Here is a 15,496-nt window from a genome sequence, read left to right as displayed (position 1 = left end):
TACTCCTGAAAACTTGCTTAATATATGCTCCCCAACCATAACCATGCCCCAAGCAAATCTAACAATATTTTAATTTGAATTTTAGATTGACTCTAGCCAGGTTTGGGGTATTGATCTATTTACTCTTGGGCGAAAGAATAATCTAAACTATGAAGTGAAATCTATCCTTTTAAACTTAATCAATAAGTACTATTTGGCAAGTTGTTCATGGCTTGATTTAAATTAGGTTTATCATATTATCGCTACCAATATATTCCCAAACAATAGGAATACGAATAACAACAGTGACAGTGACAGCAGTACCTATTACGAGTGATGTGGCTTCAATAGTACCAACAACCGCGAATACAGGAATAAAGATATTACTAGCAGATAATTTAAGAAAAACTAATCTATCAAAATGGCAATTAAATGGCCAAAGATAACATTCTGGATTGGGCTAATGATGGCTTAAATAATGCTAACAAAATCACATAACTTGCTCTAGAAGTCATCATCTTAAATGGCGTAATATGTAAATTGACTAGAACCAATAAGAAACCATATAGAACCAAAGTCACTAACTAAACTTTGCAATAATTCACTATTTTTGGCTTTTGGTGGTAACTTTTCCTTGCTGAAAAAAATTGATTTCATTATTCTTTATCTTAATAGATGAATGAAAGTATGAATACAAACCGCAAAAATGAATAATTCTGTTTACTTTTTATATTGGTAAGATCTGATCACATATCAAACACCTTGGATAAAAAATGAAAAAAACACCTAAATTAATAGCGAATACAGCTGAACAACTCTTTTATCAAAAAGGATTTGCAAATGTCGGAGTTGATGAGATACGAGACCAATCAGGTTGCTCTAAAACAACGCTATATAAACATTTTGGTAATAAAGATAACTTAATTTTTGAGGTTTTGAAGATAAGGAATTTACGCTTTCAACAAGATCTTAGCACGGCGATTAAAGATCTCGACCAAAATGATGCGATCATTCAGATATTCAAATGGCACCTAACTTGGTTTAAGCAAGATAATTTTAATGGCTGTTTATTTATAAGAGCAAGCGAAGAGCTTCATCATGATCAGGCTATCAAGCAACTAGCGATTGAACATAAGGAATTTATTCGTCAACTCATTAGCCAACAACTTCCTCAAACGCCACAACATATAACTTTAACTAACCAATTAATGGTAATACTAGAAGGATTACTTAATATTAGTATTGTCTACAAAGATGATAAAACACTTTATGATGCGATGATTAATGATAGTTTTGCTTTAATTACCAGTCTTCTTTGTAACTAATAGGTAAACATACTCAATTTTATAGCTATTAAAGTAATTATGAATGTGAATAATAAATTAGAATTTACTGAAAATATTATCCAAATTAAGTTAAATAATATGGAATAATTATTGATTATAGAAAACGAACCTTATTCAAAGGATGCAAGCAGTTATTTTGCATATTTTTATTAGCCAACAAATATGCAAAATTTTATAATTTAATTTATATCTATTATTTTCAAAGCAGTATTGAGAGAATCCTAAAACATTTTATTCATTATAGAGTTTATAGTTTTTTATCCCTTTATCGATCGCTTCTTGATAATTGCTAATATCATACTGTTTAGCATTAATAATCGATGAACATCTATTATGCGGAAATAATAGATAACTATAATCTAAACTTAAATCTTCTCTACCTTTTTTTTCATTATCTTTTATTTGAGCGTAAATATTATCCATTTCTTTTGGGGCTTCGTTATCATCAAGATAATCTCTAGACATACCCCAAAACGCTGATAAAGAATCTGACATTGCTGGCATTTGCTCTAAAAAATCTCTATAACATTGTGCATAAATTTCACAATATGAATAATGATTAGCTTCACAATATCTCGTTGCTTCAGTAGTTACATAATATCGCATTCTCTTATCTATATCACCATAAATACAACCAGATAATAATATTACTGTTGCTAAAAGAGAAAAACTGTAACCTAATATTCTCATAAATAAATCCTAATTATCCAATATCATCTTGATATGGCCTTATTTAACTACTTTTATAACATACCCTAAATTAATCGTATAATTGCTAACAAATTTTTGATATTTTTGTGGAGTTTTTTTAAGATCGGTAATTATAATCAACACAATTATTAATCTAACGTCCAGCATTGGTTGCTTTAGATTGGTTAATGATTTCTAATTAAAGCGTTCAACTCAAATAATATTAATACTTTTTTATATTAAAATTCCTATTACATATCTAAATTTTTCATTATTATTTTGCTTTTCTTTTCGTACAACATTTTATCAATATGATATTGATGACGAGTAATATCATATGATTTAGCATTAATTATTGAGGAGCATTGATTATGAGGATATAACATAACGCTATAATTGAAAATAGAATTTTTATCACTCTTTTCTTCACTATCTTTTAATTTAGAGTAGATGATATCCATTGGATTTTTCTGCATATTAATCGTATTTTGTTCCGATTCCGGCATGATATTAGATAGTAATTTGAGTGTATATTGCGCGCTTTCATTCAATTGATTGAAAATATTGATATAGCATTTGCCATAGATTTCACAGTAAGAATAATTGTTAGCCTGACAAGATTTAGTCAATTTATCCTTAATCTCAATTCCAGCTTTTTCCTCTAACTTTTCATGATTTGAACTACATGCACTAAGTAATAACAATGGTGCTAGAATAACAATTTTACACCTTAATATATTCATTTTAATCTCCGTTTAAATTTTCATCCTTTGCCCAAAGGATGAAAACAGTTATTTCCCTAATTTTTATTAGCCAACAAATATGTATAATTTTATAATTTAATTTATATCTATTACTTTCCGGGCTCTATTGAGAAAATCCTAAAACATTTTATTCATTATAGAGTTTATAGCTTTTTATCCCTTTATCGATCGCTTCTTGATAATTGCTAATATCATACTGTTTAGCATTAATAATCGATGAACATCTATTATGCGGAAATAATAGATAACTATAATATAAACTTAAATCTTCTCTACCTTTTTTTCATTATCTTTTATTTGAGCGTAAATATTATCCATTTCTTTTGGGGCTTCGTTATCATCAAGATAATCTCTAGACATACCCCAAAACGCTGATAAAGAATATGCTCTTGCTGGCATTTGCTCTAAAAAATCTCTATAACATTGTGCATAAATTTCACAATATGAATAATGGTTAGCTTCACAATATCTCGTTGCTTCAGTAGTTACAAAATATCGCATTCTCTTATCTATATCACCATAAATACAGCCAGATAATAATATTACTGTTGCTAAAAGAGAAAAACTGTAACCTAATATTCTCATAAATAAATCCTAATTATCCAATATCATCTTGATATGTCCTTATTTAACTGTTTTTATAGCATATTCTAAATTAATTGTATAATTTTTATTAAAATTTTGATACTTACGTGACAGATAAAAAAGAGATAGCATCATAATCAATATAGACATTCATCAACTATGTAACATTATTCGGTTTAGACTATTTACTATTTTAGAAATCAAACTTGAGAATTTGAATATAGGAATAATCGGATATTGCAACTGCTATCGTATAACTAAGACTATCATATTGGTTATATTAAAAATTAAGCATTTATATAATACTTTTTAGTATCAATGATATCTTTAAGTTTAATACATTTTTCATCGGTGATTGACACTATAACCAATTAGAAATAATAAATATTCTTTAAATCAAAAAAATAAGATTTAGTAAAAAAATCAGCAATAATTGAAAACTAGATATTCTAAAAATCTAAAAAAGTCATAACATATCCGTAATTATTGAACAATATTAGTTTATTTCTGATTCTACTTGATTTTCAAGCTCTTGCTGAAAAGCATGAGCAATTTGTAATGAAATTCCTTCCATCATCGACATCTCCACCACTATCATCAAATTTTTATAAATCCACACAAAATTTCCGCTCAAATATGTAGATTTAGCCGAAAAGGTTCCAAGATTATCCATCTTTTCAAACAAAGGCATGGGAAATGAACTACGAGATTCGAGATACTCAAGTAGTTCTTGTTCTGTTCGTAAATAGGCTTGTTTTATATTTTTCGACTCATTTATCGTAACAAATATTTCGGTTTCTCCCAGTATGTTATTATTATCATCAGTTAAAATAATCTTATAATGGTGAATAATAGCATCATTTCGGTTTTCAATTACTTCTGGTTCTGTTCCGAGAATTCCAATTAGTACTGGTTTTAATCGCCTAGAGCCCTCAAATTCGAGCTTTAAATGTACATCAGTTTTAGCCAATGCCTTTTTTAATAATTGCATTACTTGTTCTTGGCGAAAAGAGTAGTTAGCCAACTTATTTCCTTGCTCAAATGGAGTTATAAACTGTAAATACTCATCGACTTCAATATAATGCTTAATGTTCCAATCTTCATAATTTGGATTTATTTTTTCAAAACCTGTTGTAACAATTTCTTTTAATATTTTCTTTTTATTTTCTTTCTCAACATCACGACCAATATTGGCAACTACAATAGATGAGAATACAATTGCAATTGATAATATAAATATTTTTAATAAATTAATATAAGTCATCCGTTTCAGTTTTATCCTTCTAGTTAAATACCAATAGCACATTCTTTAATGTTCCCAACATAACATTTTGAATATCTTAGTTAAAGTTTGTAACTTTTTTAATCTTAATACTAAAAATAATGAGTGACAAAATGATTTGATGAACAACTATCGATTTTGATTTGTAAAAAATCTAGACGACTTAGAAAGTCGTGTATAATTATCTATAATTTAATATTTAAATAAAATACGAATAACCTCAAAATATTATTTAATTTAAAGTAAAGCTACATACTAATTTATCGCTATAAATAGTTTATAGTTAATAAACTATTTATAATTAATTGTTAATTATGAATTTTTCATACTCATCTTTAAAATCAATAAGATCAACAATTCGGTATTTTCTATTTTCATGATTATATAACAAAGCCCACCAAAACGAATTCGAATTGTTATTTTCTATTTGTCGTAATTCACCATTTTTTTGTTGATAAAAAAAAGTTGTATCATCATGTTTATTTAAATAGGGTTGATGTATGTCTGATAAATAATCGTAAATTAACGATTTATAATAATTGGCATCATCAGCCATAACATAAAAATCGTCTCCGTCTTCCATGATATTTTTTAAATGTTCTATAGTGTTCTCGCTTGGACTAATCAAAATGACCATATCTTTATCTAAAATGAATTTTGGTTCTGTCGGTAATAATTTATTTTGTTCGGCAATGCTAGTTCCAAAAGGCAAAATTATTAAGAATAAAAACATAGATATAACTTTTTTCATTTTACTCTAAACCTTATTATTAATTAGAATATTTATGTATTAACACTTTTAATCACCAATCATGATTTAATTTAAATGTTTTATAGGTTATTTGTAGCTAAATTATATATTAATTAGCCCTTGTTTAATAACAATGCAACTATAAGTAAAGATATTATCTTTTTACCTTAATTGTTTTAATTCAACTTCAAAGCTATTTAACTTAAGTATATTATAAATTATAGCTTAGAATTTTTTATTATTTATTTACCGATTATTGATTATGTTTAAAATGTAAAGCAAAAAATTTATTTAAGTAACAAACACTCAATTTAGGTTATATGTTTGTTAGTAATGATCTTGATGGCCATCGCCAAAGAGTTTATGCCACTGATACGTCAAAATTTGAGTTAGGCTTACTTTAGATTGTATAGTAGGGAACGCATTATAGGTTCCCTTTTAATGATTATTCTATTGAAGAATAAAAAGCTAGAAGCATTGATAGTCACATAGCTTACTTATATAGTTAGATAGCATAACTAGATAGCATAGTTTACATCTACACCACGAATATTATGTGCTCGACTTCTTTCTATAGATTGAATAGCAGCGATAACATCACGACCTTCTCGCATTCCATCAATTAATTTTCTTGCTTGTTTGCAATCACCAATTTGTTGGAATTGATAGTGGTTTTTATCGGCATGTTGTCGGAATTGTTCAGTAAATTCTGACACAGGGGTTAAACCTAAGCAGACAAATCCATAGTCGAAATCGAGTTCTTCAATTTGACCATTTCGAGAAACAATAAAGCGGTCCTCTTTAACTTCTTGTAATGTAGTTTCTAACATTACGTTGACGTGATTATCATCAATCATTCTCATCATTGATAAACGGCCAATCATATCTAAGTCTTTTGCTAATGCCGTCTGCATTTCAACAATAGTGGTACTTTTGGCTTTATTTTCAGAGAAATATTCAACCACATCTAAACCAACAGCCCCTCCTCCGATGACGACAATTTTTTTATCAGGAATATCAGTAAAGTATTCAAAATTGTCCATAAGATCAAAAATTGAGAAGACGTTGCGTTTCTCTTTTGCTAATTGTTCATGTAATCCTTTGATAGGAGGCAATAGAGCCTTAGCACCTGTGGCTGCAACAACCAGATCAGGGTGATGACTAGCCACCATTTCTGGCGTTGCTTTGGTATTTAAATGGATTGTGACATTATCTAATTTGTTAATACGGTTGATCAAAAATTTTGGAAGATCCGCTATACGACGTTTATAAGGAAAACGAGAAATAATGGATGATAAGCCACCAAGAAATGATTTTTCTTCATATAGGGTTACGTTACAACCAACTTCAGCTGCGGTGGCAGCAGCTTCAAGCCCAGCAGTCCCGCCCCCTATAACCACAACATTAAGTGGTGCGGTTATTTGATAACGTTTATAATCTTCATAACTGATAATATCAGGATTTACTGTACAGCGTATTGGTTTAGATTTGGCAATTCGATGATCAGCACATCCGATATTACATGAAATACAACGTCTTAAGGTATCAATTTCGTTATTTTTAACTTTTTCAACCCAATAAGGTTCGGCAATTAAACCTCGTCCCATTACAACAAAATCGGCAACGCCGTTTGCTATGGTATCAGCAATAATTTTTGGATCACGGAAATTTCCTGAGGCAATGGTTGGTTTGTTGAATTTATCTTTTACTGCTTTCGCCATATATGAGCGCCAACCATCTGGTAAGTTCATTTGATCTATTTGCATAAATAAAGTGTCATTTTGAGCAGCTGATACGTCAAAGATATCAACACCTTCATTTAAGTATTCTAGAATTTCTAATGTATCTTCTAAACTATTACCGCCTTCAATAAAATCATCAGCACTAAAACGTAACATAATTAAAAAATTAGGGCCTACATGTTTACGAATTTCATCGATGACCATACGAACAATTCGCGCACGATTTTCGACACTTCCACCGAATTCGTCAGTACGTTTGTTAAATAATGGTGATAAGAATTGACTGAGTAAGTAGGAGTGTCCGGCATGAATTTCGACAGCATCAAATCCTGCTCGTTGTACTCTTGATGCTGCTAAGCCATATTGTTTTACCACATAATAAATTTCATCGACTGACATAGGTCTTGGGGCATTGCCACCCGTTTTTGATGGAATATTTGATGCGGAAATAGGCTGCAAGCCGTTTAGTCGGCCAAAATAGGCTGAGGCCCCAGCATGGTTGATTTGTACAGCGACGGTTGCGCCGTGTTTATGCATCCGTTCAGTAAATCGAAATAGTCCCGGTATATACTGGTCATTATCAATGCGCAGTTGTGTTGTCCCATTTGTACCATATGGATAATCAATACAGACGTTTTCCAGAATAATTAATCCGGTTCCCCCTTTGGCTCGTTGTTCATAATACTGTATATGATCATCAACAAATTCACCACTTAGGGTTGCAAAGTTAGTTCCAATCGGCGGCATTACAATTCGATTTTTAATCGTGGTGCGTTTAATTGTGATAGGTTGAAAAATTGAAGAGAAATCGCTCATGTTACTCCCTCATACCATCACACAACTCTGGAGTTGTGCTTACTTTTAATTTTAAATTGATATTCGATTACCCCTATTATACACAATTTATCAATAAATATATTCTTTATTTTTCAATTAATTTATATATTTTTTCTATAGATTAATCAAAAACAGAGTTATTATTTATCAAATGGTTATGAGTTTTTGGTTCTATTTTAGTAACAAAATTAGCTTAATTTACCTGTTAATCAATGAATTAAAAATTTTCAATACAACAAGTTACCATCATTATTGAATGATCATATGAAAATGTGTTTCAAACAAAATTCAGTTTATTTTTTATTGAATTTATAAATATTTTTTATCTTTTTAATTTATTTTTTAAATAGAAAACACCACTCTTTAAGTGGTGTTATGGTAGAAATTGATCTAATTAAGGTTAGATAATGAGATGATTGCGGGCGTTTAGCTTTTATTCGCTTGACGTGAATTAATTGCAAACTGACGGCGTCCACCTGGTCTTGGTACTAAGTCACCCAACATAATCTCATAACCACCGTCAACAACTAATTCAGTACCATTAGAATAATCTGAACGTTTGCTGGCTAAATATAAAACAGCATTTGCAATATCAATTGTTTCACCAATACGACGACTGGCAATCATTCGTGTACGGCCTTCTTCAACTTCTTTATCTTCATAGAATTTTTTTGATAATGGAGTTTTAACAAAACAAGGGCAAACAGCGTTAGAACGAATGCCAAATTGTCCCCATTCGGCAGCAATTTGTTTTGATAACATGGAAATAGCAGCTTTCGTTGGGCTATATGCGCCACTATAGGTTTCTGGCGTATGTGAAGCTACCGTTGAAATATGCACCATGCGACCAGATTTTTGTTCGATCATCATACGACCAAAACGTTGAGACATAAGGAAGTAACCAGTCATGTTGACATCAATAGTTAATTGCCATTCATCAAGAGGTAAATCTTCCAACGGACAGAATTTTAAAATAGCAGCAGTATTAACCAGTACATCACACCGGCCGAACTGTTGCTTAACTAAAGCAACGGCATTATCCACACTTTTTTCATCAGTGGTATTACAAGCCAAACCTATGGCTTTGATGCCGTATTCTTTGGCTAATTCAGAGGCAAAATCTTGGCATTTGGTTTCATTAAGATCGATCAGTACTAAATTTGCTTTTTGTTTAGCAAATTCCCGGCAAATTTCAGCCCCCATACCACCGACCGCACCAGTGATGACACAGACATCACCCTCTAAACCTAACCAATTATTATTCATACAGACTCCTAATATTATCTTTATATTAATCGTCGTTATTTACGATTAATCATTTTAACTTGACGGTTTATATCTTTGACTTGCTTCACGACAAACTTTTTTAATCACTTAATCTTTTTTAGATTATTTGTAAGAAAGTCATTATTTTTAAGCTAAACTTCTATGCAAAATATTCAAAATTTGTCTTAGCTCTTTAACATCAAGCTGCCCAGGTGCTGAAGCATTTTTTGCTGCGCCGAAGGTAAGGTCAGAACCAAAGGTTTCACCAGCAACTCGACTAATTGCGCCTTTTCCTGCCATTGACATGGTAATGAGTGGTTTACGCGCATATTTGTCTTTCATTTCAGCTGTTGCGGCCAGTAAGTTTATAACGTCTTCACGCGAACGCGGCATTACTGCGATTTTCGGAATGTCTACACCGAGATCTTGCATTTTGCGTAATCTTGCGACGATTTCATCTTTTGCTGGTGTCTTATCAAAATCATGATTTGAAGCAATAACTAAAACGTTATGTTGATGAGCTAATTCAACAATTTCTTCAACATATTGATCACCAGTGAAAACTTCGATATCGACAAGATCTATCAAGCCAGTTTTAATCATCTGTTTATTTAGATTGATATAAAATTCCACCGGAGCTGGATAGACACCGCCTTCATTAGCTGTTCGAAATGTGAATAAAATTGGTTTGTGACCAATGATTGCGTGTAATTTGTTTGCTGTTTGTTTTACTTTTTCAACATCATCAACATGTTGAAAATGATCCACTCGCCATTCAACCATATCGAAATCGATTTGCGTTAAAAATTCAGTTTCATTTACTAACTCTTGTTCTGTTTTACCTACAATTGGAACGATAATCTTAGGCGCTCCAACGCCTATATCTAAACCTTTTACTGTAATCTTTGTCATCTGATCACCAATTTATTTTTTTCTTTACTCTTAATCAAAATTATTAAGAGGATAATTTATGCTGATATTAATATTTATATTAATTATATTAAGTTAACTAAAATTTTTTAGTCATTAAAACCCATTTTTTCTTTTACATAATCAATCGGAGCATCTTGTCCTGTCCAAATTTTTATTTGTGCATGACCTTGCCATAACATCATTCCGATACCGTTTAAAGTTTTACAACCTTGTGCTTCGGCAATTTCCAGTAATTTTGTTTTACGTGGGCTATAAATACAATCGGTTACAACGAGATCTTTCCTTAACATGCTAGGATCGGTAATCAAACTCTGTCCTTCTAACGGTTTCATACCGACACCAGTAGCATTGCATAATACGGCACTTTCAGCAATTTCTTGACGCAATTTAGCTTGATCATCTAAATCATAAACCGTGGCTTTACAATCAGTTTTTTCATTGATTCGCTTAGCTATTTCAACAATTTTATCAAAGCACTCATCTTTTTGGTTGAAAATAGAAATCGCTTTAACGCCGTCGAGTGCAGCCTGTACAGCAATAGCGCTTGCGGCACCACCACCACCAAGTAATGTCATTTTTTTACCAATAATATCAACACCTGCCTCTTTTAATGAACGCATGTATCCCATTCCATCCGTGTTATATCCGGTTAGAACACCGTCATCATTAGAAATGGTATTACAAGCGCCAATAAGCTCAACAGCCGGTGTTAATTTATCTAAATATTGGCAGACCAGTTGTTTATTTGGCATTGATACCGCACTACCTCGTAAACCTAATGCGCGTAATCCTTTTATCGCATCAGGTAATTTTTCTTGTGTCACCTCAAAAGCTAAATAGACATAAGGAACGTCTAGTTTAGAATAAATTATATTTTGCATTTTCGGTGATAAGCTATGTCGAATTGGATAAGCCATTAGTCCGATTAATAAAAAATGTCCATCGATGTTTGCTCTCATACTTCTCTCCAATTAGTTATTATTAAGATTCAGCGACTTGTTTAAGTAATTTTTTGGTATCTTCAAGATACATTTTAGCTCGTTCAATTGGAGAATGACTCAACGCAAATTCATCATTACAACATTCAATTGAAATCGGCATTTCTGGTAAAGCTTTTAATAATGATACTAAATCAATGCCGCCACGTCCCGGTGATAATCGATAATTTCTTGCCTGATAAAGTAATCCTTCGGTATCTTTTGGTTTCTCTTTAGTTCCATCGCATAATTGCATATAGCGCCAACAATCCTTAGGTACTTTCTGCAAGTCCTCCAGAGTATTAGCTCCACGATCAAAATGCAATGGATCAATAATCATACCTTGATTGTTTTGGTTGGCGGCTTTGAGTAATTCTACCCCAGAATTAACGGTAGGAATATCTGTCCAAGGCATTGGTTCAATATTGATTGCGATACCTAATGGGGCTGCAATTTCACATAACCGTGCAAAATTATCAGCTAAACGATTTTTATCAGGATCATTACCGGCTAATAATACTTGGCTTGCGCCTAAGCGAGCTCCTGTTTCTAATACCGGCAAAAAGTTGATAACTCGGGTATCTGGTTTGAGCCGAAAAATTTCAATATCTAAAACTTTGATACCTGTCTCTTTTAATCGTCGCTCGACTTCCCGAATTAATGGGGTATCACCAACTGTTGCATAAACCGGCTCAGTAGGTGTGGCAGGAATAAGTCTTAAACCAACATGAGTATAACCAGCTTCTGCGGCCACAATAACTTGATTTGCTGGAGATACATCTAATACCGTTAAGGCCGCAAGCCCTATAGGACGTTCAATTGCCATGCAATCCTCCTGAAATTTTAAATAATTTAGCTGAATTTAGTAAAAATAAGATGCTAATAATGTAAAACAATAAAATAAATTTATCTATAGATTTTGTTATTTTAATTTATTTTTTTTATAAATTTATACATAATAAATAAAATAATCGCTAAAATTATTTAGGTAAGATTATGAAATGAAGAAATAAAAAAAATCTATTTCACTGATTTATAGAAATAAAACGATATTAATTACTCAGTAATCAGATGCGAATTAAATTATCGGTAACTAAAAAACTATTTTATAAAATAAATTGTTTTTAATAATTGGAATGACATAACAGTTGTAAAATTAAATTATTCAACAAAGGATGCACTATGAAAAATAACTATATCCCTACTTCGATATGCTTATACATGAACTATTTTGTTCATGGTATGGGGGCAATCATTCTCGCCCAAAATATGAATTATTTGGCTAATCAATTCAATACTGATAGTGAGGGGATTGCTTATGTAATCTCAGGTTTAGGGATTGGACGCTTAATAGTTTTGTTTGTTATGGGAGCATTATCTGATAAATTTGGTCGTAAACCATTCGTTTTTTTAGGTGGACTTTTTTATATAGGCTTTTTGCTTGGCATTTTGATTAGCCCAAATCTGCAAATCGCATTTATGTTTGCTGTTTTAGGCGGTATTGCTAATTCAACGCTAGACGCAGGTACTTACCCAGCATTAATGGAATCATTTCCTAAGGCAACCGGAACCGCATCCATTTTAACCAAAGCGGCCATTGCTGGTGGACAATTTGTGTTACCGATTGTGATGACGTTAATTATCGTTTCTAATGCTTATTATGGTTGGTCATTCCTTTTCTGTGTTGCTATTTTAGCCATTAATGCTTTAGCTGTACTAAACATGCCTTTCCCAAATCATAAACAACCAATAGCTGAAGAAATTGCAAAAGAATCCGTCGAACAAGAGACCAAACCGTTACCAAAATTAAAACAAAAAGCTAACTTTTGGATTGAAGGTGTTTGTTTTATCATTATTGGTTATACATCCACCGCGACATTTTATTTAGTATCAATATGGTTACCTAAATTCTCTGAATCGGTTGCAATGATGAGTCCTTCTGCATCTGCGCAAACTATTAGTTATTATGCTATTGGGACTTTAGCCAGTGTTATTTTAACCTCAATATTAGTTAAAAGCTGGATTCGTCCGGTTTATATAGTGTTTGTTTACCCTTGTTTATCGGCAATTATGTTGTTCGTTTTATTCTTGTTCCCTTCGCCAACTTTATGTATTGCAGGTGGATTTATTTTAGGATTTACAGCAGCTGGGGGAGTTTTACAATTAGCATTAACCACCATGTCAGAATTTTATCCTGAAGGTAAAGGTAAAGTCCTTGGTATTTTCTTTACCTCTTCTAGTTTAGCTACTTTCTCTATACCAGTTGTGACCGGAATTATTTCCAAAACCAGTATCGCTAATATTATCTTGTTTGACGCCTTTATCGCGGTATTAGGGGCAATTTTAGCCTTGGTGATTATTGCTAGATATCATAAAATTTTTGAACTACCAAATCGTAGATAAGATTGTGTTATCAATTACAATCAACAATGATTAACTAATAAAAAGCCACAAGTATGCTGAGTAAGACTTGTGGTTAATCATTCAACAACCTTCCGTAGATAATCTCTTAATAAAATATTATAAATATAGGTATCGATAAACGATTTGTATCGATAGCATAACAATCCCAAATATCAAAGATAATAAACCAACGTATTGGATCGGAATGGCAAAAAAAAGTGTATTTAGTATCTTTCACTTTAATGTAATTAGTGCCACTAGAAATTATAGATGGTGCAATAAACTCTTTTTTATAATTTAGTTTAAGTCCTAGAAAGTATATATATCCCATATATTATCCACAGGATAGGCATTAAAAAATAGGAACCAATTTTCGCATGTGAACCATAAATATGGCTGAAATTAGGATAGATAATATCAATAATTATCTCAAGGATTACTGACAAAACTAGATAGCTACCTATTAAAATCCAACTTGATTTTGTTTTGGGAATAACCATAAAGTTAATAATGCTGATGCCGATTATTTTGCAGTAACATTATTATGAATGGTAAAGCACCTTATTGCAATAAGATGCTTTTTTAAAATTATGACGCAAATAAGTTATTAAATTTTCTTCATATCAATAACTTTTTTGAAACGTGAATAAACAATTAAACCTAATATTACACTTGTTGATGCGATGACAAGATCAACTAAGATGGCGTAACTAACATTTGTTACTGCTAATTTTGGTACCACTAAAGGGATAACAATAAATGATAGGCCACTTAGGGTATACATGGTTCCAACTGCAAAGCCTTTATGATTAGGAAATAATTGTTGCATAACAACCAGGGTAAGTTGTAATACACCTCCGGCTGCTGTCAACCCCATGCCAATTGCCGCTATTAAGCTCATTGTCGAATTAAGATTAAAGAGGAACATTAATAAAATTAATGCTGATAGTAGGGGCAGAATAATAATACAATAAATTGGTTTTATGAATTTTTTAACAATATAAGCAGTAGTAAACACGGAAATTATTGATGCAATACTATAATAGCTAATCAATTGTTTAGAGGCGATTGGATCCATTCCAATACCTTTTTCGGCAATCGCTGGTAACCACTGTAAAATGATGATAAAAGTAGCTGTAGTGGTAAAGCCCATAATAATTAATAAAAATCCTTCAAACAAAATATTTGGCTTGCCAATAAAATAGTCACTATGACCTTCATTGCCACAGATAACCGTATTTTTAGAAGGAAATTTTCTTGGTGTTAAAAATAAGAAATTTATAACAATACAAGCGACAAAACCAAGGAAAGCATAACCATACCATAAATCATAAGCATGGAATAGAGTAACAATAAATGGTAAGACTAATGTACCCATTGAGATAAATGCTTTAATTAAAACACTCGCTGTACCTGCGGAACGCGGAAAGCATTCGGTTAATGCTGGCATTGAACCTGTATCTAAAAATGAGTTCCCTGCCCCAATAAACATAGCCAAAAAGAATGCAACATCTATATTATGACAAAAAAGCATCCCAATAAAAAAGATTATGTAACAACACATCCCCATAAGGATAAATGGTTTACGTCCAAATTTGTCAGAGAGTATTCCACCAATAAACATTAACAATATTTTACCTACACCTATTCCTGAAGCAACATAACCTACACCAACTATATCAGTGTTAAGTTGCGCTGAAATTTCGACAGAAAATTGCATAATTACGATTAAAGCGATACTTTGAATAATGTAATTAGCATAGATAGACCCTGCTATGGAACAGGAGCTGCTCTTATAGTCATTCATTAGTTAATACTCCATTATTAATTTAAAAATTTTATAAATCTATTTAAGTTAATATTAGCGGTAAATGTGTTTTAATAAAAGAAAAAATAACCTTAGGAATTGTGCCATTAATTAATTATTATTTATATTCAAAT

Annotated in this window: 13 protein-coding genes; 2 read left to right on the top strand and 11 right to left on the bottom strand. The window is 31.6% G+C overall.

From position 1 onward, the window contains the following. Positions 1-752: 752 nt before the first annotated feature. Entirely contained in the window at positions 753-1,304 is a 552-nt protein-coding gene (locus AC5LXV_RS09015) for a TetR/AcrR family transcriptional regulator (RefSeq protein WP_493466201.1), read from the top strand. A gap of 252 nt (positions 1,305-1,556) precedes the next feature. Here AC5LXV_RS09015 and AC5LXV_RS09010 read toward each other — a convergent pair whose 3' ends face one another. From AC5LXV_RS09010 to AC5LXV_RS08965, 10 genes are all read right to left on the bottom strand, one after another. Further along, positions 1,557-2,015, bottom strand: coding sequence for a hypothetical protein (locus AC5LXV_RS09010; protein WP_493466200.1), 459 nt, complete (start codon positions 2,013-2,015; stop codon positions 1,557-1,559). Positions 2,016-2,266: 251 nt separating this feature from the next. Continuing rightward, entirely contained in the window at positions 2,267-2,758 is a 492-nt protein-coding gene (locus AC5LXV_RS09005) for a hypothetical protein (protein ID WP_493466199.1), read from the bottom strand. A gap of 282 nt (positions 2,759-3,040) precedes the next feature. After that, complete coding sequence (locus tag AC5LXV_RS09000) at positions 3,041-3,364, bottom strand: hypothetical protein (protein WP_493466198.1); 324 nt, start codon at positions 3,362-3,364, stop codon at positions 3,041-3,043. Positions 3,365-3,860: 496 nt separating this feature from the next. Further along, positions 3,861-4,628: a hypothetical protein gene (locus AC5LXV_RS08995; RefSeq protein WP_493466197.1), complete on the bottom strand. Its 768-nt coding sequence runs from the start codon at positions 4,626-4,628 to the stop codon at positions 3,861-3,863. Positions 4,629-4,947: 319 nt separating this feature from the next. After that, entirely contained in the window at positions 4,948-5,397 is a 450-nt protein-coding gene (locus AC5LXV_RS08990; protein ID WP_493466196.1) for a hypothetical protein, read from the bottom strand. A 518-nt stretch (positions 5,398-5,915) separates the two neighbouring features. After that, on the bottom strand, positions 5,916-7,955 hold the full coding sequence (locus AC5LXV_RS08985) for an oxidoreductase (RefSeq protein ID WP_110433696.1): 2,040 nt from the start codon (positions 7,953-7,955) through the stop codon (positions 5,916-5,918). A 447-nt stretch (positions 7,956-8,402) separates the two neighbouring features. Beyond that, the gene (locus AC5LXV_RS08980) at positions 8,403-9,242 is read right to left on the bottom strand and encodes an SDR family NAD(P)-dependent oxidoreductase (protein WP_110423610.1); all 840 of its coding nucleotides are present in this window, start codon (positions 9,240-9,242) and stop codon (positions 8,403-8,405) included. A 147-nt stretch (positions 9,243-9,389) separates the two neighbouring features. Continuing rightward, entirely contained in the window at positions 9,390-10,154 is a 765-nt protein-coding gene (aroD, locus tag AC5LXV_RS08975; RefSeq protein WP_493466195.1) for a type I 3-dehydroquinate dehydratase, read from the bottom strand. 107 nt (positions 10,155-10,261) lie between these two features. Continuing rightward, entirely contained in the window at positions 10,262-11,134 is an 873-nt protein-coding gene (locus tag AC5LXV_RS08970) for a shikimate dehydrogenase (protein WP_110423612.1), read from the bottom strand. Positions 11,135-11,156: 22 nt separating this feature from the next. Beyond that, entirely contained in the window at positions 11,157-11,978 is an 822-nt protein-coding gene (locus AC5LXV_RS08965; RefSeq protein ID WP_110423613.1) for a sugar phosphate isomerase/epimerase family protein, read from the bottom strand. Positions 11,979-12,334: 356 nt separating this feature from the next. Here AC5LXV_RS08965 and AC5LXV_RS08960 point away from each other — a divergent pair, with 356 nt between their 5' ends. After that, the gene (locus tag AC5LXV_RS08960) at positions 12,335-13,555 is read left to right on the top strand and encodes an MFS transporter (RefSeq protein ID WP_493466194.1); all 1,221 of its coding nucleotides are present in this window, start codon (positions 12,335-12,337) and stop codon (positions 13,553-13,555) included. 607 nt (positions 13,556-14,162) lie between these two features. On the opposite strand, the gene AC5LXV_RS08955 is transcribed toward AC5LXV_RS08960, so the two are convergent. Beyond that, a complete protein-coding gene (locus AC5LXV_RS08955) occupies positions 14,163-15,362 on the bottom strand; it encodes an MFS transporter (protein ID WP_110433702.1) in 1,200 nt (399 codons plus the stop codon). Positions 15,363-15,496 lie beyond the last annotated feature (134 nt).

This window comes from Gilliamella sp. LMG 34359 (assembly GCF_984569085.1).
Note: the sequence above shows the minus strand (reverse complement) of the source record. Positions and strands in the feature narration are given on the sequence as shown.

Bases quoted from the DNA above. Each gene is read 5' to 3' on its own strand.
- AC5LXV_RS09015 (WP_493466201.1), top strand. From the start codon at position 753: ATGAAAAAAACACCTAAATTAATAGCGAATACAGCTGAACAACTCTTT.
- AC5LXV_RS09010 (WP_493466200.1), bottom strand. From the start codon at position 2,015: ATGAGAATATTAGGTTACAGTTTTTCTCTTTTAGCAACAGTAATATTA.
- AC5LXV_RS09005 (WP_493466199.1), bottom strand. From the start codon at position 2,758: ATGAATATATTAAGGTGTAAAATTGTTATTCTAGCACCATTGTTATTA.
- AC5LXV_RS09000 (WP_493466198.1), bottom strand. From the start codon at position 3,364: ATGAGAATATTAGGTTACAGTTTTTCTCTTTTAGCAACAGTAATATTA.
- AC5LXV_RS08995 (WP_493466197.1), bottom strand. From the start codon at position 4,628: ATGACTTATATTAATTTATTAAAAATATTTATATTATCAATTGCAATT.
- AC5LXV_RS08990 (WP_493466196.1), bottom strand. From the start codon at position 5,397: ATGAAAAAAGTTATATCTATGTTTTTATTCTTAATAATTTTGCCTTTT.
- AC5LXV_RS08985 (WP_110433696.1), bottom strand. From the start codon at position 7,955: ATGAGCGATTTCTCTTCAATTTTTCAACCTATCACAATTAAACGCACC.
- AC5LXV_RS08980 (WP_110423610.1), bottom strand. From the start codon at position 9,242: ATGAATAATAATTGGTTAGGTTTAGAGGGTGATGTCTGTGTCATCACT.
- aroD (WP_493466195.1), bottom strand. From the start codon at position 10,154: ATGACAAAGATTACAGTAAAAGGTTTAGATATAGGCGTTGGAGCGCCT.
- AC5LXV_RS08970 (WP_110423612.1), bottom strand. From the start codon at position 11,134: ATGAGAGCAAACATCGATGGACATTTTTTATTAATCGGACTAATGGCT.
- AC5LXV_RS08965 (WP_110423613.1), bottom strand. From the start codon at position 11,978: ATGGCAATTGAACGTCCTATAGGGCTTGCGGCCTTAACGGTATTAGAT.
- AC5LXV_RS08960 (WP_493466194.1), top strand. From the start codon at position 12,335: ATGAAAAATAACTATATCCCTACTTCGATATGCTTATACATGAACTAT.
- AC5LXV_RS08955 (WP_110433702.1), bottom strand. From the start codon at position 15,362: ATGAATGACTATAAGAGCAGCTCCTGTTCCATAGCAGGGTCTATCTAT.